Annotated in this window: 19 protein-coding genes; 12 read left to right on the forward strand and 7 right to left on the reverse strand. The window is 40.7% G+C overall.

From position 1 onward, the window contains the following. Positions 1–66: 66 nt before the first annotated feature. On the reverse strand, positions 67–909 hold the full coding sequence (locus QR40_RS25525) for a DUF2238 domain-containing protein (protein WP_027295140.1): 843 nt from the start codon (positions 907–909) through the stop codon (positions 67–69). A gap of 331 nt (positions 910–1,240) precedes the next feature. Between QR40_RS25525 and QR40_RS25530 the strand changes: the two genes are divergently transcribed. From QR40_RS25530 to QR40_RS25560, 6 genes are all read left to right on the forward strand, one after another. Next, positions 1,241–2,455 (forward strand): ABC transporter substrate-binding protein, encoded by a 1,215-nt coding sequence (locus QR40_RS25530; protein ID WP_044297409.1) that lies wholly within the window; start codon positions 1,241–1,243, stop codon positions 2,453–2,455. A gap of 372 nt (positions 2,456–2,827) precedes the next feature. Further along, entirely contained in the window at positions 2,828–3,715 is an 888-nt protein-coding gene (locus tag QR40_RS25540; protein WP_330373895.1) for a branched-chain amino acid ABC transporter permease, read from the forward strand. An 8-nt stretch (positions 3,716–3,723) separates the two neighbouring features. Further along, complete coding sequence (locus QR40_RS25545) at positions 3,724–4,695, forward strand: branched-chain amino acid ABC transporter permease (protein WP_027295137.1); 972 nt, start codon at positions 3,724–3,726, stop codon at positions 4,693–4,695. Positions 4,696–4,697: 2 nt separating this feature from the next. Beyond that, positions 4,698–5,456: an ABC transporter ATP-binding protein gene (locus tag QR40_RS25550; RefSeq protein WP_044297413.1), complete on the forward strand. Its 759-nt coding sequence runs from the start codon at positions 4,698–4,700 to the stop codon at positions 5,454–5,456. Between the two features lie 13 nt (positions 5,457–5,469). Further along, positions 5,470–6,180 carry an ABC transporter ATP-binding protein gene (locus QR40_RS25555; protein WP_044297415.1) on the forward strand — a complete coding sequence of 237 codons (711 nt, stop codon included), beginning with the start codon at positions 5,470–5,472 and terminating at the stop codon, positions 6,178–6,180. An 82-nt stretch (positions 6,181–6,262) separates the two neighbouring features. Next, positions 6,263–6,901 (forward strand): cytidylate kinase-like family protein, encoded by a 639-nt coding sequence (locus tag QR40_RS25560; RefSeq protein ID WP_027295134.1) that lies wholly within the window; start codon positions 6,263–6,265, stop codon positions 6,899–6,901. A 92-nt stretch (positions 6,902–6,993) separates the two neighbouring features. On the opposite strand, the gene QR40_RS25565 is transcribed toward QR40_RS25560, so the two are convergent. Together QR40_RS25565 and QR40_RS25570 are read right to left on the reverse strand one after the other, a co-directional pair. After that, entirely contained in the window at positions 6,994–7,470 is a 477-nt protein-coding gene (locus tag QR40_RS25565; RefSeq protein ID WP_152614285.1) for a MarR family winged helix-turn-helix transcriptional regulator, read from the reverse strand. Further along, on the reverse strand, positions 7,457–8,815 hold the full coding sequence (locus QR40_RS25570) for a citrate/2-methylcitrate synthase (RefSeq protein ID WP_044297417.1): 1,359 nt from the start codon (positions 8,813–8,815) through the stop codon (positions 7,457–7,459). Before QR40_RS25570 ends, QR40_RS25565 begins: the two co-directional genes overlap by 14 nt. Before the next feature lie 354 nt (positions 8,816–9,169). Here QR40_RS25570 and QR40_RS25575 point away from each other — a divergent pair, with 354 nt between their 5' ends. Next, on the forward strand, positions 9,170–11,365 hold the full coding sequence (locus QR40_RS25575) for an alpha-galactosidase (protein ID WP_044297418.1): 2,196 nt from the start codon (positions 9,170–9,172) through the stop codon (positions 11,363–11,365). An 82-nt stretch (positions 11,366–11,447) separates the two neighbouring features. Here the strand turns inward: QR40_RS25575 and QR40_RS25580 are convergent, their stop codons facing one another. Further along, positions 11,448–12,092 carry a YesL family protein gene (locus QR40_RS25580; protein ID WP_027295130.1) on the reverse strand — a complete coding sequence of 215 codons (645 nt, stop codon included), beginning with the start codon at positions 12,090–12,092 and terminating at the stop codon, positions 11,448–11,450. Positions 12,093–12,802: 710 nt separating this feature from the next. Between QR40_RS25580 and QR40_RS25585 the strand changes: the two genes are divergently transcribed. The 3 genes from QR40_RS25585 (at position 12,803) to QR40_RS25595 (ending at position 16,010) form a co-directional block, all read left to right on the forward strand. After that, complete coding sequence (locus tag QR40_RS25585) at positions 12,803–14,155, forward strand: ABC transporter substrate-binding protein (protein ID WP_027295129.1); 1,353 nt, start codon at positions 12,803–12,805, stop codon at positions 14,153–14,155. A 113-nt stretch (positions 14,156–14,268) separates the two neighbouring features. Beyond that, positions 14,269–15,165 carry a carbohydrate ABC transporter permease gene (locus tag QR40_RS25590; RefSeq protein ID WP_027295128.1) on the forward strand — a complete coding sequence of 299 codons (897 nt, stop codon included), beginning with the start codon at positions 14,269–14,271 and terminating at the stop codon, positions 15,163–15,165. 14 nt (positions 15,166–15,179) lie between these two features. Continuing rightward, on the forward strand, positions 15,180–16,010 hold the full coding sequence (locus QR40_RS25595) for a carbohydrate ABC transporter permease (RefSeq protein ID WP_027295127.1): 831 nt from the start codon (positions 15,180–15,182) through the stop codon (positions 16,008–16,010). A gap of 63 nt (positions 16,011–16,073) precedes the next feature. On the opposite strand, the gene QR40_RS25600 is transcribed toward QR40_RS25595, so the two are convergent. Beyond that, a complete protein-coding gene (locus tag QR40_RS25600; protein WP_044289527.1) occupies positions 16,074–16,985 on the reverse strand; it encodes an AraC family transcriptional regulator in 912 nt (303 codons plus the stop codon). A 421-nt stretch (positions 16,986–17,406) separates the two neighbouring features. Between QR40_RS25600 and QR40_RS25605 the strand changes: the two genes are divergently transcribed. Beyond that, positions 17,407–18,312 (forward strand): hypothetical protein, encoded by a 906-nt coding sequence (locus tag QR40_RS25605; protein WP_044297420.1) that lies wholly within the window; start codon positions 17,407–17,409, stop codon positions 18,310–18,312. Between the two features lie 167 nt (positions 18,313–18,479). Here the strand turns inward: QR40_RS25605 and melA are convergent, their stop codons facing one another. Beyond that, positions 18,480–19,802 carry an alpha-glucosidase/alpha-galactosidase gene (gene melA / locus QR40_RS25610; RefSeq protein ID WP_044297422.1) on the reverse strand — a complete coding sequence of 441 codons (1,323 nt, stop codon included), beginning with the start codon at positions 19,800–19,802 and terminating at the stop codon, positions 18,480–18,482. 136 nt (positions 19,803–19,938) lie between these two features. Here melA and QR40_RS25615 point away from each other — a divergent pair, with 136 nt between their 5' ends. Then, a complete protein-coding gene (locus QR40_RS25615) occupies positions 19,939–20,739 on the forward strand; it encodes an AraC family transcriptional regulator (protein WP_044297424.1) in 801 nt (266 codons plus the stop codon). 219 nt (positions 20,740–20,958) lie between these two features. Here the strand turns inward: QR40_RS25615 and QR40_RS25620 are convergent, their stop codons facing one another. Beyond that, positions 20,959–22,014, reverse strand: coding sequence for a type IV pilus twitching motility protein PilT (locus QR40_RS25620; protein WP_044297426.1), 1,056 nt, complete (start codon positions 22,012–22,014; stop codon positions 20,959–20,961). Between the last annotated feature and the right edge of the window lie 8 nt (positions 22,015–22,022).

Here is a 22,022-nt window from a genome sequence, read left to right on the forward strand (position 1 = left end):
TAAGCAAATCTTTCACTGCCCTTTTTCCAATGAATAAGGTGTTCTCATTCCAAATGCCATTGGGAGTTATTTTTCTTCGTTTTCCTCAGTTTCCGCAATCTGTAGAAAATCAGCATTAGCTTTTTTGCGATGTGGGATAAAACGGCGGGCAAAATTACCTTTGCCACGATTTTTTACATAGAAAAATCCGATAATGGAAAAGACTACAGCTCCAATGAAGTTTACAAACATATCCTTCATAGTGTCCAGCAGACCGATATCCAGATAACCGCCCAGACCAAGGTCCTTACCATTAATAATAACACTGGTAATATTGTCTATGGTGTATGGCGTATTCCCTCCGCTGGGATCCAGCATAACAGAAGAGATACTGTTTACAATGGTATCCTTTTGCATATCAAAGCCCAGGAACAAATCCATACCGCATTCGAAAAATTCCCAAAGTACGCCGATCGTCATGGAAAAGCAAAAGGCAATCAATGCCATAAAAATAGGAGACAGCTCAAATTTAACTTTTTCACTCCGGTTTAGTATATCCACCAGTGAAAAACCGATTGCCGCAGCAAGAAAGCCGTTCATGGTATGGAGAAGGGTGTCCCACATTGGATAGCGGATATAGAATGATTTTATTTCTCCAAGGATCTCGGCTGCAAATATAAAGAGAAGGATAATAATCTCTAAAGCTGTCGGGAGCTCGATCTTAAACTCCATCTGGACAAAACTTGGAATTACGAGAAGCAGCAGGGTAAGTACGCACAGGAATACATTTTCATAGTTTTGGTTAAAGAGCTGCATAATCATCATAATAATTACAAGTGCCCGTAAAACAAAATAGACCAAAAATGAACTCTTGTGTTCTCTCAGCTCCATGCCAAGAGCTTTCCATATGCATTTCAGTTTTTTCTTCATCAGGGGAAGAATCTCCTTTCTGGGGGTGAATATTCTTAAATTTTTGTATTTAAATGAATTATAACATAAAAAGGAAAATAAGATAGTGGAATTAAGAGGTATCACGAAAAAATTCATTATTCCGGGATGTGCGGACGAATTTTGGTACGTTTGTACACCAGAGCGGGACATGCAGATAACAGGGATTTATTTTCATGCATACACGGTAAAATGGGGATTGACAAAGAATTTATAAGGAGGTATTATTATACGCAAAGTCCCTGGATTTTCATGAGGGAGCGTCAACCTGAATGCGTGTTTCGGGAAAGATCAAAAGGAGGAAGGTATTATTATGAAAAAGTTTAGACAGTTTTTGAGTGCAATTGCAATTGCATCTATGGTGGCTGCATCATTGGCAGGCTGCGGCGGCGGTGATACGAAGACAACGGAAGCGGGAACTGCAGGCACAACAGAGGCAGCAGGAAATGAAGCGGCTGCAGATACAGGCGATGCAGAGACATTTTTAATCGGGGGTATCGGACCTCTTACAGGAGCAGCAGCATCTTACGGAACCAGTGTAAAACAGGGTGCTGAAATTGCTATTAAAGAAGTAAATGAAGCCGGCGGAGTAAAAGTTGGTGATAAAACTTATAAATTTGCATTAGAATTCGCAGATGATGAAGCAACAGAAGACAAAGCAACACAGGCATACAATTCCTTAATGGATAAGGGAATCAATGCTGTTATGGGCGGTGTAACCAGCGGAGCTTGTATGGCGATTGTTGATCAGACCTATGCGGATGGTATCCTTCAGATCACACCTTCCGGTTCAGCAGACGGATGTATTGCAAATGACAATGCTTTCCGTATCTGTTTCTCAGACCAGGCACAGGGTGTGGCTATGGCAGACTACGCTGTAGATACACTTGGATTAAAGAAGATTGCAGTTATTTATAATGCAGCGGATGAGTACAGTACAGGACTTCAGGCTGCGTTTGAAGAAGAAGTAAAGGCAAAAGGCGCGGAAATTGTAGCCAGCGAAGCATTCCAGACAAATGATGTTGAATTTAACACTCAGCTGACAAAAATTAAAGGAACAGATGCAGATGCAATCTATGTTCCAGCGTATTATCAGGATGTAACTTATATTACAAAACAGGCAGCTGATATGGGAATTGACGTTCAGTTTATCGGTTCTGACGGATGGGACGGTGTCTTAGACACAGTAACAGATAAATCTACCGTAGAAGGATGTATCTTCTCCAGCCCGTTCTGTGCAACGGTAGATGATGCCAGAGTTCAGAATTTCGTAAAAGCTTATCAGGATGCTTATAAAGCAACTCCTGACCAGTTCGCAGCAGATGCATACGATACAGTATATACATTCAAAGCAGCAATGGAAAAAGCAGGAACCATTGAAAGTGCAGATTTAATTGCAGCTATGCCTGAAATTTCTGTTGATGGACTGACCGGTGAAGGTATGACTTTTGAAGCAGCTGGATCTGCAGTTAAAGCAGTTAAATTCGTGGAAGTAAAAGACGGAGCTTATAAGTATACAGATAACTAAGGAACGCACATTTTGGCATCAGTATCTTTAGAAAATGTGTCCTTCCTTTGGAATGAATCTCCAGCAAAGTGTGACGCACAGTTGTCAGAGAGCAATATAGAATATGCTCTGAGAAAAAAGAAGACAGTGAGGAAAAGCTGTCTTCTTTTTTTAACAGATGAGTGTTTGCTGCAGACAGACATTTGTTCGACGGGAGAAATTCGATGTGATCTGGAGGAAATATCCCTTTACAGGGTAAAAATGCATATTTATTACGACAAATTAATGGTAAATTTCATTTTTTTCTCGATAATTCTTGCAAGCACATCTTAATTATATTACAATAAAAAAAGTTAGTTTAGATAACTAATGAATTGAGAAAGGTGGAGAGAAATGGACCTGATTAACAATATTTTAGAACAATTAATTAATGGTTTGAGAACAGGAAGTATCTATGCCTTAATTGCTCTGGGTTATACGATGGTTTACGGTATTGCGAAAATGATTAACTTTGCCCATGGCGATATTATTATGGTAGGAGCTTACTCTCTGTATGTATTTGTGGCATTGCTGCATCTGAACCCGGTTGCAGCCATTTTATTGACAATAATAGTATGTGCCGTCCTGGGTGTTGTAATTGAAAAAGTGGCATATAAGCCTCTGAGAAATGCACAGCCGCTGGCTGTATTGATTACAGCCATTGGTGTCAGTTATCTGCTGCAGAATCTGGCATTGCTGATCTTTAAGGCAACCCCGATTCCGTTTGGCTCGATTATTAAAGTTCCCTCTGTTAAGATTGGTTCGCTTAACATTTCCGGAATTACAATTGTAACTCTGGTTGTAACTACAGTTTGTATGATTGCCCTGACAACATTTATTAACAAGACAAAGGCCGGCAGGGCGATGCGTGCGGTATCGGAAGATAAAGGTGCTGCAGAACTGATGGGAATCAGCGTAAATAAAACAATTTCTATGACATTTGCAATTGGATCTGCGCTGGCAGCAGTTGCGGGAATTTTATTTATAGCACAATATGAGACACTGCTGCCCACACTGGGAGCTCTTCCGGGAATAAAGGCTTTCGTAGCTGCAGTACTTGGCGGTATAGGAAGTATTCCTGGCGCAATGCTTGGAGGGATTCTCCTGGGCGTGATTGAAAGTCTTTCCAAAGCGTATATTTCCACACAGCTGGCAGATGCAATTGTATTTGGCGTTCTGGTTATCGTACTTCTTGTGAAGCCATCAGGTTTGCTTGGCAAGTTGAAGATTGAGAAAGTGTAGGTGGGATCATGAAAGACAAGAAGAAATTAATTATAAATGCAGTGATTGCAGTTGCAGTTTATGCTGTCGTTATGGTATTGGTTAATGCAGGAGTATTGAGCCGCCAGATGATGTCCCTGATCATCCCGATCTGCACCTATGTCATGCTGGCTGTATCACTTTGCCTGGTAGTTGGGTTTTTAGGTGAATTAAGCCTTGGGCATGCCGGCTTTATGTCGATTGGGGCATATACCGGAGCGCTTGTCATGATAGGCACGAAGAATCTGCCATCTCTGGTAAGCCTAATTCTTGGACTATTGGTAGGCGGTATCTGTGCGGCTCTCTTTGGTTTGTTAATTGGTATTCCGGTTCTCAGACTGAGAGGGGATTATCTGGCAATTGTAACTCTGGGATTTGGTGAGATTATCAAGTCAATTATTAACTCCATGACTGGAATTACAGGTGGTGCAAAAGGTCTTTCCAAGATTCCTTTAAACACTACATACCGAAACTTCACAGTGGTATTTATATTGACGATGATTGTGATTATTGTAGTAGCCCATCTGGTTAATTCCAGACATGGACGTGCTATCTGCGCAGTACGAGATAACTATGTGGCTGCCCAGGCAGTTGGTATTCCGGTCAGTAAATTCAAAATTATGGCATTTGTTGTGGCTGCATTCCTGGCTGGTATGGCCGGTGTTGTATATGCAGGTAATATCGGTATTTTGAAACCGGCTAATTTTGATTATAACACATCTATTGAGATTCTGGTTATGGTAGTACTCGGCGGCATGGGAAATATTAAAGGTTCTATTATTGCAGCCGTGATACTGACAGCACTTCCGGAATTACTCCGCGGCGCTGCAGATTACAGAATGCTGATTTATTCGATTGTACTGATTGCGCTTATGCTGTTTAATAATTCTTCCTTCAAGAAAATGATGATGGAAAAGAGAAACATGCGGCAGTCTGACAAAGTCCGGAAGGAGGGAGTATAAGTATGGCATTATTAGAAGTGAAAAGCCTGGGTATCTCCTTTGGAGGACTTCGGGCGGTAGATAACTTGAATATGAGTATTGAAGAGGGCAGCCTGGTTGGATTGATCGGACCAAACGGTGCAGGAAAGACAACGGCATTCAACCTGCTCACCGGAGTATACCTTCCGACGGATGGAACGATTACCCTGGACGGGAAAAGTCTGGTAGGGCTGAAGCCGGATCAGATCTGCCAGGCAGGTATTGCAAGGACATTTCAGAATATCCGTCTGTTCGCCCAGATGTCGGTGCTTGACAATGTTAAGGCGGCCCTTCATAATGAAATTAAGTATACCCTTGCTGAAAGTATCCTGCATTTGGGATCTTTTGCGAAAAAAGAAAAAGAAATGGATGAACATGCCATGGAGATCCTGAAAGTATTTGAACTGGATCAATATGCTGATGTTCTGGCATCAAATTTACCATACGGAAAACAGAGGAAGCTGGAGATTGCCAGGGCCCTGGCTACAAAACCAAAACTTCTTCTGCTGGATGAACCGGCTGCCGGGATGAACCCAAATGAAACAGCAGAGTTAATGCATACGATAGAGCTGATCCGGAAAAAGTTTCATGTTACAATTCTTTTGATCGAACATGATATGAAGCTGGTTGCGGGAATCTGTGAATATCTGTATGTATTAAATTTTGGTACGGAACTTGCAAATGGAAAACCTGAGGATGTGCTTAATGATTCGAAAGTAATCACAGCATATCTGGGCGAATAGGAGGTGGATTACAATGGCTATGTTAAGTGTTACTGACCTGAAAGTAAATTATGGTGTAATCCAGGCGATTAAAGGTATTTCCTTTGAAGTAAACGAGGGAGAAGTTATTGCACTGATCGGAGCAAACGGTGCCGGTAAAACTACAATACTTCATACGATCACAGGATTGATTCCTTCTAAAGCAGGTAAGATTGAATTTGAAGGCAGGGATATTACGAAGCTGCCCGGACATAAAATTGTAACGCTGGGAATGGCTCATGTGCCGGAAGGCCGCCGTGTTTTTGCAGACCTGAGTGTATATGAGAACCTGATTCTGGGAGCTTATACGAGAAAAGATAAAGAAGAGATAGCATCTACCCTGAATATGGTTTATAAGAGATTCCCCCGTTTGGAAGAGAGAAAGAATCAGTTATCAGGAACCCTTAGCGGTGGAGAGCAGCAGATGCTTGCAATGGGACGCGCTTTGATGTCACATCCCAGGATAATTTTAATGGATGAGCCATCTATGGGGCTGTCACCTATTTTTGTAAATGAGATCTTTGATATTATCAAAGAAGTCAGCGCAGGCGGCACAACCGTACTGCTGGTAGAACAGAATGCAAAAAAGGCATTGTCTATAGCCGACCGGGCATATGTACTGGAAACAGGTAATATTGTAAAAGAAGCAGAAGCATCTGTTTTAATGATGGATGATTCCATTAAGAAAGCGTATCTTGGAGAGTAAAAGGCCGAACTATCGTGCCTGTCCGGGCAGCTTGGCGGGGATTGCCAATGATATTTAAGAGATGGCAAAAAAGGAGGTCCTTATGGAAAATGTAATAGTAACGATTGCAAGGCAGTATGGCAGCGGCGGAAAGACAATTGGTGAGATGTTTGCCAAGAAAAACAGTATCAATTGCTATAACAGGGAGATTTTAAGAATGGCTTCCGATGAAAGCGGTATTGATGAAAAACTGTTTAACCAGGCAGATGAAAAGTTAAAAAGCAGTCCGCTGTTTGGAATCACAAAAAAGGTTTATAAAGGAGAGCTGATTCCGCCGGAAAGTGATGATTTTGTATCCAATGACAATTTATTCAATTACCAGGCAAAGGTAATTAAGGAATTGGCACAGGAAGAATCCTGCGTCATGATCGGACGATGTGCAGACTTTGTTCTTCGGGACAATCCAAATGTTGTCAGTGTGTTCGTACATGCACCGAAGACCTATTGTATGGCGAGAGCTTTGGAGCGGTCCTCCCTTGGATGGAAGGAAATGGAGAAATTTATAGCCAAAACGGACAAATACCGTGGAGACTATTATCGTTATTACACGGGAAGAGAATGGAATGATGCAAGAAATTATGACTTGTGTCTGGACAGCAGTAAACTGGGATTTGATAAGTGTGTCGAGGAGATCGAAGCATATATTAAAATTCGCTTTCGTGAAATGCTAGAGCCTGTTTGAAAATGGCTTATAGCTAATGATCAGGAAGGAATAAAAAACTCCATAACCCATTGAAAAAATGGGCTATGGAGTTTTTTGAATAAATGGCTTTATTATTTAGCAGGATTTGGGCCCTCCAGATAATTCCAGGCATTGTCAATTAGAATCTTCATGATTCGTTCTACTTCCCGGGCGTCTGAATCGGTCAGGTGTTCAGTGAGAATCCGGTTCCATTTTTTTCGAACTTCATAAAGTTTCTGGATTGCGTCCCTGCCATGGGAGGTAATGAAAAGGCGGCTGATCCTTCTGTCATATTTATCCTTTTCACGAACAACATACTTGAGTGTTTCCAGTTTCCGAATGGCTCTGGCAGTTGTTCCTTTGTCAAAGTGTTCGGTTCCGGCCAGATCTAATATACTGATACCTTCATGGTCAGCTATGTGCAGCAGAAAAAATTGCTGGCCGCCGCTGATTCCTATTTCTTCCAGCTCGCGGTCATAATACCGCTGGCTCAAGCGGTACAGAGATGATGCGAGCCGGCTTATAGGATAAATAATATCATCATCGGTATTCATTTTATTTACGCTCACTCATCGGAATGTAATCACCGTCATCCAGAACACTCTTGTATGCGGGACGGATAATTTTCCCCATATTCATCAACTCTTCCAGGCGGTGTGCGCTCCAACCTACAATTCTGGCAATTGCAAATATAGGGGTAAAGAGCTGCTCCGGGATATCCAGCATGCTGTATACAAATCCGCTGTAGAAGTCCACATTGGCGCTGACACCTTTGTAGATTGCCCGTTCTCCGGCGATGATGCGAGGAGCCATGTTCTCGATCATGGAGTATAATTTATAATCTTCTTCCCGATGTTTGTCTTCGGAAAGCTGCTTAACAAAGGATTTTAACACCTGTGCTCTTGGATCGGAAATGGAATAAACAGCATGTCCCATACCATAGATCAAGCCCTTACGGTCAAATGCCTCACCCCGCATTAATTTTTCAAGGTAGTCACGTACCTGATCTTCGTCGGTCCAGTCACTGACGGTTTCTTTTAAGTTCTGAATCATTTCTACAACTTTAATATTTGCACCGCCGTGTTTTGGTCCTTTCAGGGAAGCCAGGGCAGCTGCAACTGCGGAATAGGTATCTGTTCCGGAAGAGGTAACTACGTGAGTGGTAAAGGTGGAGTTATTACCGCCTCCATGTTCCATGTGAAGGATCAGAGCAAGATCCAGGACACGAGCCTCCAGGTCAGAATAGTTTTTATCCGGACGAAGCAGTCTTAAAAGGTTTTCAGCAGTGGAAAGGGTCGGATCCGGCTGATGTATGTACAAACTTTCATCGCACTCATAATGATTGAAAGCATGGTATCCATAGACGGCAAGCATAGGCATGACGCTAATGATCTTCAGAGACTGCTGCAGTACATTTTCCACAGAGATGTCATCCGCTTTCGGATCATAATAGGACAGTGTGAGAATGCTCTTGGCAAGGGAATTCATCATGTCTTTATTTGGAGCCTTCATTACAACGTCACGGACAAAATTTGTTGGAAGTGTACGATAACTTCCGAGTAATTCCTTGAAATCATCCAATTGTTTCTGGTTTGGCAGATTACCGAAAATTAAAAGATAAGCTGTTTCTTCATATCCATAGGTGTTTGTTGAAATAAAGCCCTGAACGAGATCCTGTACATTTACACCACGATACAGAAGTTTCCCTTCACAAGGATAACTCTTTCCGTCTTTTTCAATAGAAGACTGAATATTCGATATTTTGGTGAGACCGGTCAGGACACCCTTGCCGTTAATATCGCGGAGGCCTCTTTTTACGTTGTACTTCTCGTAGAGTTCAAGGTCGATTTTACCATTTTCTTTGCATAGATTGGTTAATTTCTTTAGTTCCTGTTGTTCTTTATCATAGTTCATATAAATCAATCTCCTTTTCTCAAAAATATTTCAGAAATGCCAGAGCACAGGACCTGGTTCTGATAAGCAAGTGCAAATGATTGCGCATGCAACTAAAAAAAGAATACCATAAAATGATTGCACATGCAACTATTTTAGGAAAATTTTATATTTTATTTCACAGTTCCTGCAAGTTGTGAGTAGGAATTCACAAATTCCCATATATTCGCGTGAAAACTCCATTCATTTCAATCATAATATATGATAAGATTTAAAAAAATCACAAGAGCGTATAAAAAATGTATCTGTCACGATATACAGTCCGTTTTCATTAATGATTTTTATACAGGTTCTTAGAGGAAAAGGAGAATAGATATGGGAATTGCAGTAAATGAACAACAGAAGTTATTTACTTTAACTACTGACAGCGCTGCCTATCAGATGAAAGTAAATGCTTGGGGGATACTTCTTCATCAGTATTATGGAGGGAAGACAGATGAGGAAGATATGGGATATCTTGCACAGATGTGGGATGTGTCATTTGCAGGAAATCCTTATGAGACAGGCAGAGACCGGACATTTTCACTGGATGTACAGCCTCAGGAGTATACCAGTAATGGAGTGGGAGATTACCGCATTAACAGTATTGAAGTTGAGAACGCAGACGGTACACGGGGAACTGACCTGCGTTATGTATCTTATCGCATAATACCCGGAAAATATGCGCTCCAGGGACTACCGGCTATGTATGGTGAGAAAGAAGATGCGGACACCCTGGAAATTGTATTAAAGGACACTGCTACTGATCTGGAGGTTACTTTATACTACAGTGTCTGGGAAGAATTTGATATCATTACAAGAGCAGTGAAAATTAAAAACGGGAATCAGGAGCCTGTTCGCTTAGAAAAAGCAGCTTCTGTCTGCCTGGATCTCCCCTATGGTGACTGGGATATGATGCATTTCCATGGGCGCCATGCCATGGAGCGTCAGATGGAGCGGGTTCCTCTTTTTCATGGAATCCAGTCAGTTGGCAGTACAAGAGGAGCATCCAGCCATCATCACAACCCGTTTGTAATTTTGTGTGATAAAGAGGCAACGGAAGATTACGGAAACTGTTATGGAATTTCTTTGGTTTACAGCGGTAATTTTGAAGCGCAGATTGAACTGGACCAGTTGAATCAGGTGAGAGCAGTTATGGGCATCAACAGCCAGAAGTTCGCTTATACATTACAGCCGGGAGATGAATTTATAACCCCGGAGGTTGTGATGGTTTACAGTGGGGAAGGCTTAGGTGCAATGTCGAGAAAACTCCATAAAGCCTACCAGAATCATTTATGCAGGGGAAAATACAAGAAGCAGAGAAGGCCGGTTCTTCTAAATAACTGGGAAGCAACTTATTTTGATTTTAATGAAGAAAAGCTGTTGGAAATTGCAAAAGGTGCTGCAAGTCTGGGGGTTGAAATGCTGGTTATGGATGACGGCTGGTTTGGTATTCGAAATGATGACAATACCGGACTGGGTGACTGGTATGTAAACACACAGAAATTAAAAGGCGGGCTGGAACCACTTGTTAAACAGGTAAATGACCTGGGATTAAAATTTGGAATCTGGCTTGAGCCGGAAATGGTAAGCGAGGACAGTGATTTATACCGGGCACATCCGGACTGGGCATTTACCATGCCAGACAGGAAGCCTAACCGTTCCCGCTTCCAGCTGGTTCTGGATATGACAAGAGAAGATGTAAGGGATTATCTGTTTGAGAAGATCAGTAAAGTTCTGGACAGCGCTAATATAGAATATGTAAAGTGGGATATGAACCGCAGCATTTGTGATTTGTACAGCGCAGACCTTCCAAAAGACCGTCAGGCAGAGATACCACATCGTTATATTCTTGGACTTTATGATCTTCTGGAAAAGTTGACAGGGAAATATCCAGATGTGCTGTTTGAAGGCTGCAGCGGCGGCGGCGGACGTTTTGATCCGGGAATGCTTTATTATTCACCTCAGTATTGGTGCAGTGATGATACGGATGCCATCGAAAGAATTAAGATTCAGTATGGTACATCTTTCGCATATCCTATTTCTTCCGTAGGATCTCATGTTTCGGCAGTTCCCAATCATCAGACGGGAAGGCTGACTCCTTTTGAAACCAGAGGTGTAGTGGCAATGGCTGGAAGCTTTGGCTATGAACTTGATTTGAACAAGCTTTCAGATGAAGAAAAAGGGATGGTAACAGAGCAGATAGAGAGGTTCAAAAAATACTATGATGTGATTCACTATGGTGATTACTATCGTCTTTCCAATCCATTTGAACGGGATGATTATGCAGCCTGGGAATACGTTTCCGGAGATAAATCAGAGGCCCTTCTGCATGGTGTGGTACTTCATGCAAAAGCGAACATGGTGAGAATACATGTGAAGCTAAAAGGTCTGGATCCGGATAAGATTTACCGTGTAAATGGAACCGATGAAATTCATAGCGGTAAAGCCCTTATGCACGGTGGTATATTATTCCCGCGTACAAGTGGTGATTATCAGGCTGTGGAGATTCTGCTTACAGAAGTTTCATAACCCGGTTACGTAAAAAGGGCTCTGGCATGATGTGAAATGCCAGAGCCTTTAATCGTAATTGCTCATTTCTTAGATTTTTGATTCAGGCTGTTTCTATATCTTCCTCTGCAGGAAGATATTTCTTAAAAATCCTATAAAAAAACCAGGAACAAATCAGTGCTAAAAGAGCAAATCCAAAGAAAAACCAACAGAACAAGTATAATGGAGCCAGTTTCAAATCCGTAAATGTCAGGCTTAATGGAATCACCCATAGCAGGGCCATAACTAATGTGGAAGGAATGTGCATGTAAGTGAATAAAAATGCATTCTTCAGCAGGTTTTTTGTGGTGTTTGCAAATGCTCCGATAACCGGGAAAATGTAAAGCAGTTCAAATACGACAATTGCTGATATACCGTAGGAAAGATATTTGAGGATGTTTCCATAGGAGGATTGCTGTGTAACTAAAAACTGTATATTAAAAATCAGCATTACGGCAATTACGACAAATACCAGCCAAACAATAGTCGATTGCTTAAAGTTTTCTTTAAAAGACTTTATAAAATCTTTTCGAGCCACGGTTTCATCTCCTTTTATAATCTTCATACAGGAGTAGTAGAGTGCGGCAGCCGATGCTCCAATGGTGAACAGCGGTATGGAGCAGAGAATAAATAAGATATTCAAAGTAATAATATCACCTACTTTACCGAAAAATCTGTTTAAAAAATTGTCAGGGTTTAAGAATCCCATAAATGGTCCCACCTTTCTGGTATCTCATACAGAATAACTGTATTTTTAATAAGAAATATAGTATAGCAGATGTTACAAATCATTGTCAAAAATTATAAGTACAATTTGGTAAAATAGCAATGGTATATTGTAAACAATCTATGTTGATTTGAAGAAAGATATATTCTTACACATTCTATAATATGTCCCGTTTATAATCAGAAATTGAAATTATGGCAGGTAATATGAGGAAAAACAGTATGATAAAGTATTTTATTTTGGAATCTGGCTAGAATAGTGATCAGGACGTGCGCCGTTTCTGTCAAAATATATTGTTCGATTGTGTAAAATGAAGAAGAATTTCAATAAAAATGCTATGGAAAAATGTCGGATATACATGGAATACAATAAAAAACATGGAAAAATGTGATATATACATGGCACTAGAATATAAAAATGCACAAAAAAATATATAAAAGATAGCAATAATGTGCAAAAAACAAATGCACATTTTTGTGGATTTCAAAGGGAAACCCTTTAAGTGGTCAAAATGCACATAAAAAATAGGTTTAATTATGGATAAATAACATTTTGACATAAAAACACTACGATTAACCATTTAACATTTTACCATATTTGTTATAATAAGGACAAGTTAGAAAACACCGAATGAAAAATGGTGAGAAATTTGGAACTATAGACAATATTTATTTTTATAGGAGGAAATAAGTATGAAATTGAAAAAGGTAGTAACTTTAACTATGGCAGCAGCAATGGCTTTATCCCTTACCGCATGCGGCGGTGGTTCCGGAAGTACGGAAGGAACAAAAGCACCGGAGACACAGGCTGCGGGTGAAACTCAGGCAGCAGGTGACAGTGAAGCAGCATCAGAGAATACTGCTTCCGGAGATACATTATCCGTTATGATCTGGGATGCAAACCAAGAACCGGGTATCAATGAGATTCTTGGCGACTTCACAACAAAGACCGGAATTAAGACAAACCTTCAGGTAGTAACCTGGGACGAGTATTGGACACTGTTAGAAGCAGGTGCCCAGGGCGGAACATTACCGGATGTATTCTGGATGCACTCTAACGAAAGTTCCAGATATATGTCCAACGACATGTTATTAGATTTAACAGATAAGATTTCAGGCAGTGATGTGATCGACCCGGCGAACTATCCGGAAGATATCTGGGGCCTGTATACTTATGACGATAAGTATTATGCAGTGCCAAAGGACGTGGATACCGTAGCATTGGTATATAATAAGAAAATGTTTGATGACGCAGGAGTTGCTTATCCGGATGACAGCTGGACCTGGGATACTTTTGTGGAAACTGCTAAAAAACTCACGAAAGAGGATGGCAGCCAGTATGGTACCGCGATTCGTAATTCCAATAACCAGGATGGTTATTACAATATGATTTATGATATGGGCGGTAAAGTTATCAGCGATGACAAGAAAACTTCCGGCTATGACGATCCAAATACAATCAAAGGTATGCAGATTATCGAACAGATGATTAAAGATGGTTCTATGCCAAGCCAGGAGACAATGTCTGAGACAAATCCGGAAGCATTATTTACTTCAGGTAAAGTTGCAATGATTCCGCAGGGTTCCTGGATGGTAGCGTACTACCGTGACAATGAATATTCAAAAGCTAATGCAAGTTTTGCCGTTATTCCAAGTGCTGCAGACGGAACAAGAAAAACGATCTATAACGGTCTTGGATGGGCAGCTTCAGCAAATGGTTCCCATACAGATGAAGCATGGCAGTTAATCGAATATTTAGGTTCCAAAGAAGCGCAGGAAAAACAGGCTCAGTTAGGTGTAACCATGTCTGCTTATAACGGAACCTCTGATGCATGGGCACAGTCTGTACCGGAATTCAATCTCCAGTCTTTCCTGGATGTTATGAAACCGGAAAACATGGTTATCAGACCATATTCTACAAAGACAGTTACCTGGGAAAATAAAGTAAATGAAGTATTAAAGAGTGCATGGACCAGTGAAAAGAGCATGGAAGATGCTTGTAAAGAAGCAGCATCAGAAATGAATGCAATTCTTGCCGAAGAGTAATTGTTTTTACAAATAATGATATAGCTGAGAGCGTGGTGCTGGCGTAGTGGTAGAGCTGACGCCGGCACGTTTTCTCAGGATGAAATGCAATACATAGAAAGAGGAGTGAGAATATGGCAAAACCAGGAGCTAAAGGAACCGCACGTGCCCGCAATGAGTTTTTATGGGGCTGGGCATTTATATTACCAACAATGATAGGTTTGATTGTTTTGAATATTATCCCGATCATTCAGACAATTTATCAGAGTTTTTTCAAGACGGGTGATTTTGGTAAAGGTAATATTTTCGTTGGTGCAGCCAATTATACAAAACTGTTTGCAGACGGACAGGTATGGCAGGCACTGTTAAATACCTTTAAATATGCAATTGTAGAAGTACCTTTTTCAATTGCAATTGCCCTTATATTGGCTGTTTTGCTAAATCGCAAGATGAAAGGGCGCAGTGTATACAGAACGATTTTCTTCCTGCCGATGGTTGCGGCTCCGGCAGCGATTGCCATGGTATGGAGATGGTTATATAACTCTGATTTTGGTTTGATCAATAATCTGCTTCATACAAAAACAAACTGGATTTCCAATCCTAAAATTGCAGTATTTGCAATAGCGGTTATCGGGGTATGGTCTATAATCGGATATAATATGGTATTATTCTTATCCGGTTTGCAGGAAGTACCTCATGATTATTACGAAGCTGCAGAAATTGACGGGGCAACCGGAATCAAGCAGTTTTTCCACATTACCATTCCACTGATCTCTCCAACCATTTTCTTTGTACTGGTAACAAGAGTAATCGGCGCATTACAGGTTTTTGACCTGATCTTCATGGTTATGGATAAATCAAATCCTGCACTGGAAAAGACACAGTCACTGGTATATCTGTTCTACCGCTATTCATTTACGGAGAAAAATCTCGGTTATGGTTCTACAATTGTTGTGCTGCTCCTGGTGGTAATCATGATTATTACCGTATTCCAGATGATTGCGCAGAAAAAATGGGTTCATTATAATTAGAAGGAGGGAAAGTGATGGAAACAAAGAAAAAAGCTGTTTCAGTATTGATTCACGTAATATTGATTTTAATTTCTATTACCATGCTTGTGCCTTTCCTTTGGATGATAATAACGGCATTTAAATCGGTAACAGAGGCAACACAGGTAGACCCGTTTGTAATTTTTCCAAAGGTGTGGAGAACAGACGCTTTTAAAGCAGTGTGGAATAATATGAATTTCCTGCTGCTTTATAAGAACACCTTATTATTGATTGTTGGAAGAGTTTTATGTGCAGTAATTACGGCAACCATGGCAGGTTATGCCTTTGGACGACTGAATTTTAAAGGTAAAAATCTGATGTTTTCATTAGTGTTATTCCAAATGATGATTCCGGCGCAGATTTTTATCATTCCTCAGTACTTAATGATCAGCAAAATGGGTATGATGAATACGATTTTTGCACTGGTTTTCCCGGGTCTTGTAACAGCGTTTGGAACATTCCTGTTAAGACAGGGATACATGGGTCTGCCAAATGACCTGGAAGAGGCAGCCAGACTGGATGGTTGTAATATAGGACAGACATTCCTGTTTATTATGGCTCCGCTGACAAGGTCAGCGATGGTTGCACTGGGTATCTTCACAGCAGTATTTGCATTTAAAGACCTGATGTGGCCAATGATTGTAAATACAGACAAGAACATGCTTACCCTGTCTGCAGCGCTGGCGAAAATGCAGGGGCAGTATGTAACGAAATTCCCGGAACTGATGGCAGCGTCTCTGATTGCCTGTCTGCCGATGATCGTTATTTATGTAATATTTCAGAAACAGTTCATCGAAGGTATTGCAACCTCCGGTGGTAAATTATAATAGAGAATTACAAAAGGGGACGCATAAAAACGCCCCCTTTTACAATCTGAAGTTTATCCCGGTTTACAATGATCGTACATTTACGTAATCATTTTTTTTCTCCAGCGTTACAAGATGTTCCGGAATTTCCCGAAAAGCTTTTGGACTGACGCTGTATTTTTGTTTAAATATTTTGGAAAAAGCCAATGGGTCGTCATAGCCTACCTGGATCGCAATCGTACTGATGGGTAAAGTAGTTTTTTGTAGGAGAGAAGCCGCTTTATTCATGCGAAGGCTGACCAGGAATTCCTGTGGTGAGACACCCATTGCTTTTTTAAAACTATTGGTAAGATAGCTTCGGTTAATTCCGATATAATTAGCCAGGTCGTTTATTTTTATCTTTTTTGAGTAGTTATGGGACATGAAATTAATAGCATGTTTTACGTAGACAGCTCCCGAGTAATCGTAGTTAATATGTTCCTGATCCCGAAGGGAATAGTCTTCGATTATAATAGCCATAAACTGCATCAATAAACTGCCCCGCTTTAGTTCATTTGCGTAAGTAAGCTGACGTGCATCCAGCATTTTTGAAATACAGGTAATCAGCTTGTCCGTACAATTTAGTGAGATAGTTGGTTCTTCTTTTGAAAAACCGGCATTTGCAATGCATTCATAGGATTTCAAACCGTTAAATCCTATCCAAATATAAGACCAGGGATCTTCTTTATCAGCCTCGTAATAGCATTCTACACCAGGTATAATTAAAAAAGCCTGATCCTTTACCAGAGGATATATTTCTTTGCCCACTTGAAAAAAGCCTTTGCCCTTGGTAATGACATGTATCACATATTCCGTACGCTTCTGCGGTCCAAAGCCAAATCCGGCTTCACAGTTCTCAATCCCACAATAGCTCAGGTACAAATCAACATAGTCACGCTGCAGGTCTTCCAGACACTTGTAGTTGGCAGAGTCGGTATAACCAACCTGTAATTCCATGTAATCCCCTCCTCTATTTAACTGTATGTTTATTATAATATAGCGGGGGAATTGCGTCAACTTAAAGAAAAGGACGATTAGCTGCGATCCCCCAAAGTCAGAGGGATGGAGATTGGGGGATTGCAAGGATTCTGTCGGCTGGCAGCAGAATAGTTATTGACAGCAAAGCATTAGTTTGCTATTATCTAAATAAGATAATGGTTCAGTGCACAAATTTATCTATTTTTTAATTATGTATTTATATTTATTATTAAGTTCTTAGTTTTAATTTCTTATTTAATCCCACGCTTATTTTCAAAGCGAAATTCAATTATAGTATGTCAATAGGAAAACCATTATCTTATAGTTTGGAGCAATTTCTGCTATGCTCTGTTTTTGAAATAGGTAGATTTCTGCATAGGAGTATAGAAAGTGAGGTTATATGCAGGAAGTGAAGCAAAAGCAGACCGGTGCTAATCAGATTGAAGATTCAGTAATGAAAACAATGGTACGTTTTTTTGCAGATGAGCTGCTCCCTTATTTGGGGATTAAAGGAAAGGTGAAGATGATTGCACCAACAGAGGAAATACATATGGAGATAAAAAGGCTGTATGAAGATATGAATCTGATTATGGAGGACGGAACCTGGAAACATTTTGAGTTTCAGTCAACTAATGGAGGAATTACGGATTTAAAAAGGTTTCGGGTTTATGAGGCATTAACCAGCCAGGAGAATAAAGTGCCGGTTGTGACTTACGTTTTGTTTTCCGGAAAGATTAAGAATCCACAATATCAATTTACGGAAGGCATTAATACCTATCGGGTAATCCCTATTATTATGCAGAATAAGAATGCAGACCGGATCATAAAAAAACTCTTGAAAAAGCAGAAATGTGGAAAGCCTATAGAAAGGCAGGAACTGGTTGCCTTGGCGCTGACTCCATTGATACAGGGAAAAATACCAATGAAGGACCGGATTAAAAATGCGCTCCAGATTGTCAGTAAAGAGATTTGTTTAAGAGCAGAAGAGTCCCAAAAGATACAAGCGGTTATTTATGCATTGGCAGAGAAATTTTTGAAAAATGAAGAGATGGATGAAATTATGGGGGTAATGAATATGACAAGATTAGGGCAAATGTTAGTAGATGATGGGATTTCCCAGGGAATAGAGCTTGGGCTATCCCAGGGGAAGGCGGAAGCTATCGTGGAATTTTTGAATATAAAAGGAACTGTTTCAGACGATCTGCGGCAGAGGATTATATCGGAGAAGGATGTGGGAAGATTATCCGGGTGGATTAAAATAGCAGCAGTATCCAATACTATTGATGAGTTTCAGAAACAAATGTAGGTATATTTTATTTCATGCTGTAGCCGTATCTGTCATTATGATGAATAAAGTCAGTAAAAAGTATTGAAATAAGCAGGGGACCTCTTGAAGTATGCATTCAAGGTGTCCCCTGCCAAAGAAAGGGGGGGAATTTATTTCAACAATCTGCACGCCCCCGATTTTAATTATTACTGAAAATCTTTCATATAATCTCCATGAGCTTCGATTAATTCATCACACATCTTTTTGATGTCAGTAATATTAAGTTCAGCACCGGTATGTGGATCCATCATGGCTGCCTGATAAATGTGGCTACGGTCTTTTGTAACGGCTGCTTCGATGGTCAGAAGCTGAGGATTAATATTGGTCATATTCATAGCGGCTAACTGAACCGGCAGGCGTCCGACATGGCAAGGTGTTACTCCACTTCCGTCTACCAGACATGGGACCTCTACGCAGGCATCTGCAGGAAGATTATCGATTAAGCCAGTATTTAATACGTTACCGCCTATTTTATATGGTTTGTTCGTAACTACAGCTTCCATGATGTAAGAAGCGTATTCCAGAGAACGTTCGTGGGTGATCTTGCCATCCTTTAAAATAGAAGCCTTTTCACTTTCCCATTCAGCGATCTGTTTGATACATCTTCTTGGATATTCATCTAAAGGAATATTGTATTCTTCAATCATTTCCGGATATTTGGATTTGATGAAGAAAGAGTTGTACTCGGAGTTGTGCTCGCTGGACTCTGTACAGTAATATCCTAAAGTTTTAATATATTCATAACGAACCATGTCATTATGCTTTTCTTCCGCATTTTTCTTAGCAGCCCGTTCACGAATTTCCGGATATAAATCATTTCCGTCTTTATCACGGATCTCCAAAAGCCATCCCATATGGTTGATACCAGCGATGAGTTCACGTCTGTCATCCAGTTTATCTTCCATGCCAAGTGCTTTCATAAGATCCTCTGAGCATTTTTGAACGCTGTGGCAGAGTCCAACGGTTTTGATTTTTGTATAACGCTGCATATATCCTGTTAACATCGCCATAGGATTGGTGTAATTCATGAAAAGTGTATCAGGGCAAACTTCTTCCATGTCTCTGGCGAAATCAGCCATAACCGGAATGGTACGCAGAGCTCTCATAATACCGCCGATTCCCAGTGTATCCGCAATAGTCTGTCTTAAACCATATTTTTTAGGGATTTCAAAATCAGTTATTGTACATGGATCATATCCGCCAACCTGAATTGCATTAACAACAAAATTAGCATTACGAAGGGCGTCTTTTCGATTTTCCACTCCTAAATAAGTTTTAATAGTAGCTCGTCCTTCATTTACGTTTTTGTTGATTGCCTGTAAAATAATCTCAGAATCTTCAAGGCGCTGTCTGTCGATGTCATAGAGTGCGATTTCACTTTCGCATAAAGCAGGGGTGCACATACAGTCACCCAGTACATTTCTTGCAAATATAGTGCTTCCGGCACCCATAAATGTTATTTTAATCATATAGGACCTCCTGGTTTTATGTGGATAATATTTGTTATCTGTTGTAATTTATTATATAATAAATCATATGGGCAGACTATCCAAATTGTTTCGTAAAAATTGTTGATTTGTTGAAAAGTAATAGGAAGGAGATGCTATGGAAAGCAGGTATTCAAAATCCTTGTCGGTATTTTATGCGGGGAGGGAGAAATGTGAATCCGGTCATTTTTTTGGACCGGCATTACGCCCGCATTATCTGATGCATGTGGTAGTGAAGGGAAAAGGGACCTATGAAACAGGAGGTCAGAAAATGCATCTAAAGATGGGAGATGTATTTCTGATTTACCCAAACGAAATGACCCTGTACAGGGCGGACGATCAGGAACCATGGGAATATGCCTGGGTTGCTTTTGACGGTTATGAGGCAAAGAGAATCTTAAAAAGAACGGGATTTCAGGGGCATAAACTGACATTTCAGCCGGAGCAGACAGATTTATTTATAGAAAGAATGCAAAAATTAGCACAGATATTTTTGGAGCATGAAGAAGATGAGTTTGAACTTACCGGAATGTTTTATCAGGTAATGGCACTTATGGTACGGGAGTCGGATGAGCCAAAGGAAAGCTATGAGCAGCAATATTTCCAGAAAGCAGTGGATTATATCTGTCATAACTATGGCTATCCCATTAAAATCAGCGATATAGCAAAGTACGTGGGGATTGACCGGACATATCTGTATAAGATCTTTATGGATGTAGAGCAGTGTGCGCCAAAGCAGTTTTTAATTCAATTTCGGTTGAAGACAGCGATGAATATGCTGGAAACGATGAAGTACAGTATTACAGAGACTGCGTATTCCTGTGGGTTTAAGGACGCAGCCTCATTCTGCAATCATTTTAAGAAGTTTACAGAGATGACGCCAAAGCAGTATCAGCGTTATCAGAAAAATGTCAAGTAAAAAAAGCAATATAGTGATAGAAGCAGCACAGTAAAAGAAGCAGCACAGTAAAAGAAGCAGCACAGTAAAAGAAACAGAACAGTAAAAGAAACAGTATAGCAAAAGAAGCAGTACAGTAAAAGAAGCAGTACAGTAAAAGAAGCATAACAGTAAAACAAACAGTATAGCAAAAAGTACAGTAGCAGCGAGGTAAGGTAGGTATGTCAATTGGACAGCAGCCTACAATTTACGCTGCATCATATCTGGTTTTACTGCATATTCTAAGGCGGTTTTGGATGTAATCAGCCCCTTTTTGCAAAGGCTGACCAGACTGGCATCCATGGAGAACATTGTATCCGAGGAAGAAGAATATAAAGTTCCGTCAATCTGGGGAATTTTATTCTCTCGGATCATATTCCGGATTGCTGGAGTTAATGTTAAAACTTCAAAAGCAGGGACAAGTTTTCCGCTTACGGAGGGAACCAGCTGCTGGGATACTACTGCCTGTAACGCCATGGATAATTGAACGGTAATCTGGGTCTGCTGGCTTGGAGGGAAAACATCAATAATTCTTCCCACTGTATTCACAGCGCCTATAGTATGGAGGGTGGAAAATACCAGATGACCTGTTTCAGCTGCGGTCATAGCAACCTGCATTGTTTCAAAGTCACGCATTTCGCCCAGCAGAATAACATCGGGGCTTTGGCGAAGGGCGGCACGCAGGGCTACCAGATAACTTTCGGTATCTGTGTTAATCTCCCGCTGGCTTACTATACTTTTTTTATGGCGGTGCAAATGCTCCAGGGGATCTTCCAGTGTAATGATATGACGTTCTTTGGAAGAGTTGATGGCATCAATCAGGCAGGCAAGAGTGGTTGATTTTCCGCTTCCCGCAGGTCCGGTAACCAGAACCAGACCCTTGTTAAAGTCTGCAAGCCGCAGTATATTATTCCCGATGCCAAATTCCTGGGGATCAGGAAGATTAAACCGCACAATTCTGATTACGGCAGACAGGGAACCACGCTGACGGTATGCATTGATTCGAAATCGGGACAGGCCGGTAATGGAAAATGAAAAATCGTCATCGCCTTTATCCAGCAAAATCTGCATAGATCTGTTTCCGGCCAGTTGATAAATTTCCGTTATAATATTTTCGGTATCATTAGGCATAAGTTTGTCTGAGTCATCATGTACCATAGTGCCATTGACTTTATAGGACAGGGGAAGCCCGGCTACAATAAAAACGTCTGATGCCAAGGCTTTTACCGCATGTTCCAATAGTTCATTTATTTCCATTAAAGTTC

The sequence above is a fragment of the Robinsoniella peoriensis genome (assembly GCF_000797495.1).
Lineage (GTDB): Bacteria > Bacillota > Clostridia > Lachnospirales > Lachnospiraceae > Robinsoniella > Robinsoniella peoriensis.

What these genes read in the sequence shown, in the direction of transcription:
- QR40_RS25525 (WP_027295140.1), bottom strand. Translation starts at nt 909, where the DNA reads ATGAAGAAAAAACTGAAATGCATATGGAAAGCTCTTGGCATGGAGCTG.
- QR40_RS25530 (WP_044297409.1), top strand. Translation starts at nt 1,241, where the DNA reads ATGAAAAAGTTTAGACAGTTTTTGAGTGCAATTGCAATTGCATCTATG.
- QR40_RS25540 (WP_330373895.1), top strand. Translation starts at nt 2,828, where the DNA reads ATGGACCTGATTAACAATATTTTAGAACAATTAATTAATGGTTTGAGA.
- QR40_RS25545 (WP_027295137.1), top strand. Translation starts at nt 3,724, where the DNA reads ATGAAAGACAAGAAGAAATTAATTATAAATGCAGTGATTGCAGTTGCA.
- QR40_RS25550 (WP_044297413.1), top strand. Translation starts at nt 4,698, where the DNA reads ATGGCATTATTAGAAGTGAAAAGCCTGGGTATCTCCTTTGGAGGACTT.
- QR40_RS25555 (WP_044297415.1), top strand. Translation starts at nt 5,470, where the DNA reads ATGGCTATGTTAAGTGTTACTGACCTGAAAGTAAATTATGGTGTAATC.
- QR40_RS25560 (WP_027295134.1), top strand. Translation starts at nt 6,263, where the DNA reads ATGGAAAATGTAATAGTAACGATTGCAAGGCAGTATGGCAGCGGCGGA.
- QR40_RS25570 (WP_044297417.1), bottom strand. Translation starts at nt 8,815, where the DNA reads ATGAACTATGATAAAGAACAACAGGAACTAAAGAAATTAACCAATCTA.
- QR40_RS25575 (WP_044297418.1), top strand. Translation starts at nt 9,170, where the DNA reads ATGGGAATTGCAGTAAATGAACAACAGAAGTTATTTACTTTAACTACT.
- QR40_RS25580 (WP_027295130.1), bottom strand. Translation starts at nt 12,092, where the DNA reads ATGGGATTCTTAAACCCTGACAATTTTTTAAACAGATTTTTCGGTAAA.
- QR40_RS25585 (WP_027295129.1), top strand. Translation starts at nt 12,803, where the DNA reads ATGAAATTGAAAAAGGTAGTAACTTTAACTATGGCAGCAGCAATGGCT.
- QR40_RS25590 (WP_027295128.1), top strand. Translation starts at nt 14,269, where the DNA reads ATGGCAAAACCAGGAGCTAAAGGAACCGCACGTGCCCGCAATGAGTTT.
- QR40_RS25595 (WP_027295127.1), top strand. Translation starts at nt 15,180, where the DNA reads ATGGAAACAAAGAAAAAAGCTGTTTCAGTATTGATTCACGTAATATTG.
- QR40_RS25600 (WP_044289527.1), bottom strand. Translation starts at nt 16,985, where the DNA reads ATGGAATTACAGGTTGGTTATACCGACTCTGCCAACTACAAGTGTCTG.
- QR40_RS25605 (WP_044297420.1), top strand. Translation starts at nt 17,407, where the DNA reads ATGCAGGAAGTGAAGCAAAAGCAGACCGGTGCTAATCAGATTGAAGAT.
- melA (WP_044297422.1), bottom strand. Translation starts at nt 19,802, where the DNA reads ATGATTAAAATAACATTTATGGGTGCCGGAAGCACTATATTTGCAAGA.
- QR40_RS25615 (WP_044297424.1), top strand. Translation starts at nt 19,939, where the DNA reads ATGGAAAGCAGGTATTCAAAATCCTTGTCGGTATTTTATGCGGGGAGG.
- QR40_RS25620 (WP_044297426.1), bottom strand. Translation starts at nt 22,014, where the DNA reads ATGGAAATAAATGAACTATTGGAACATGCGGTAAAAGCCTTGGCATCA.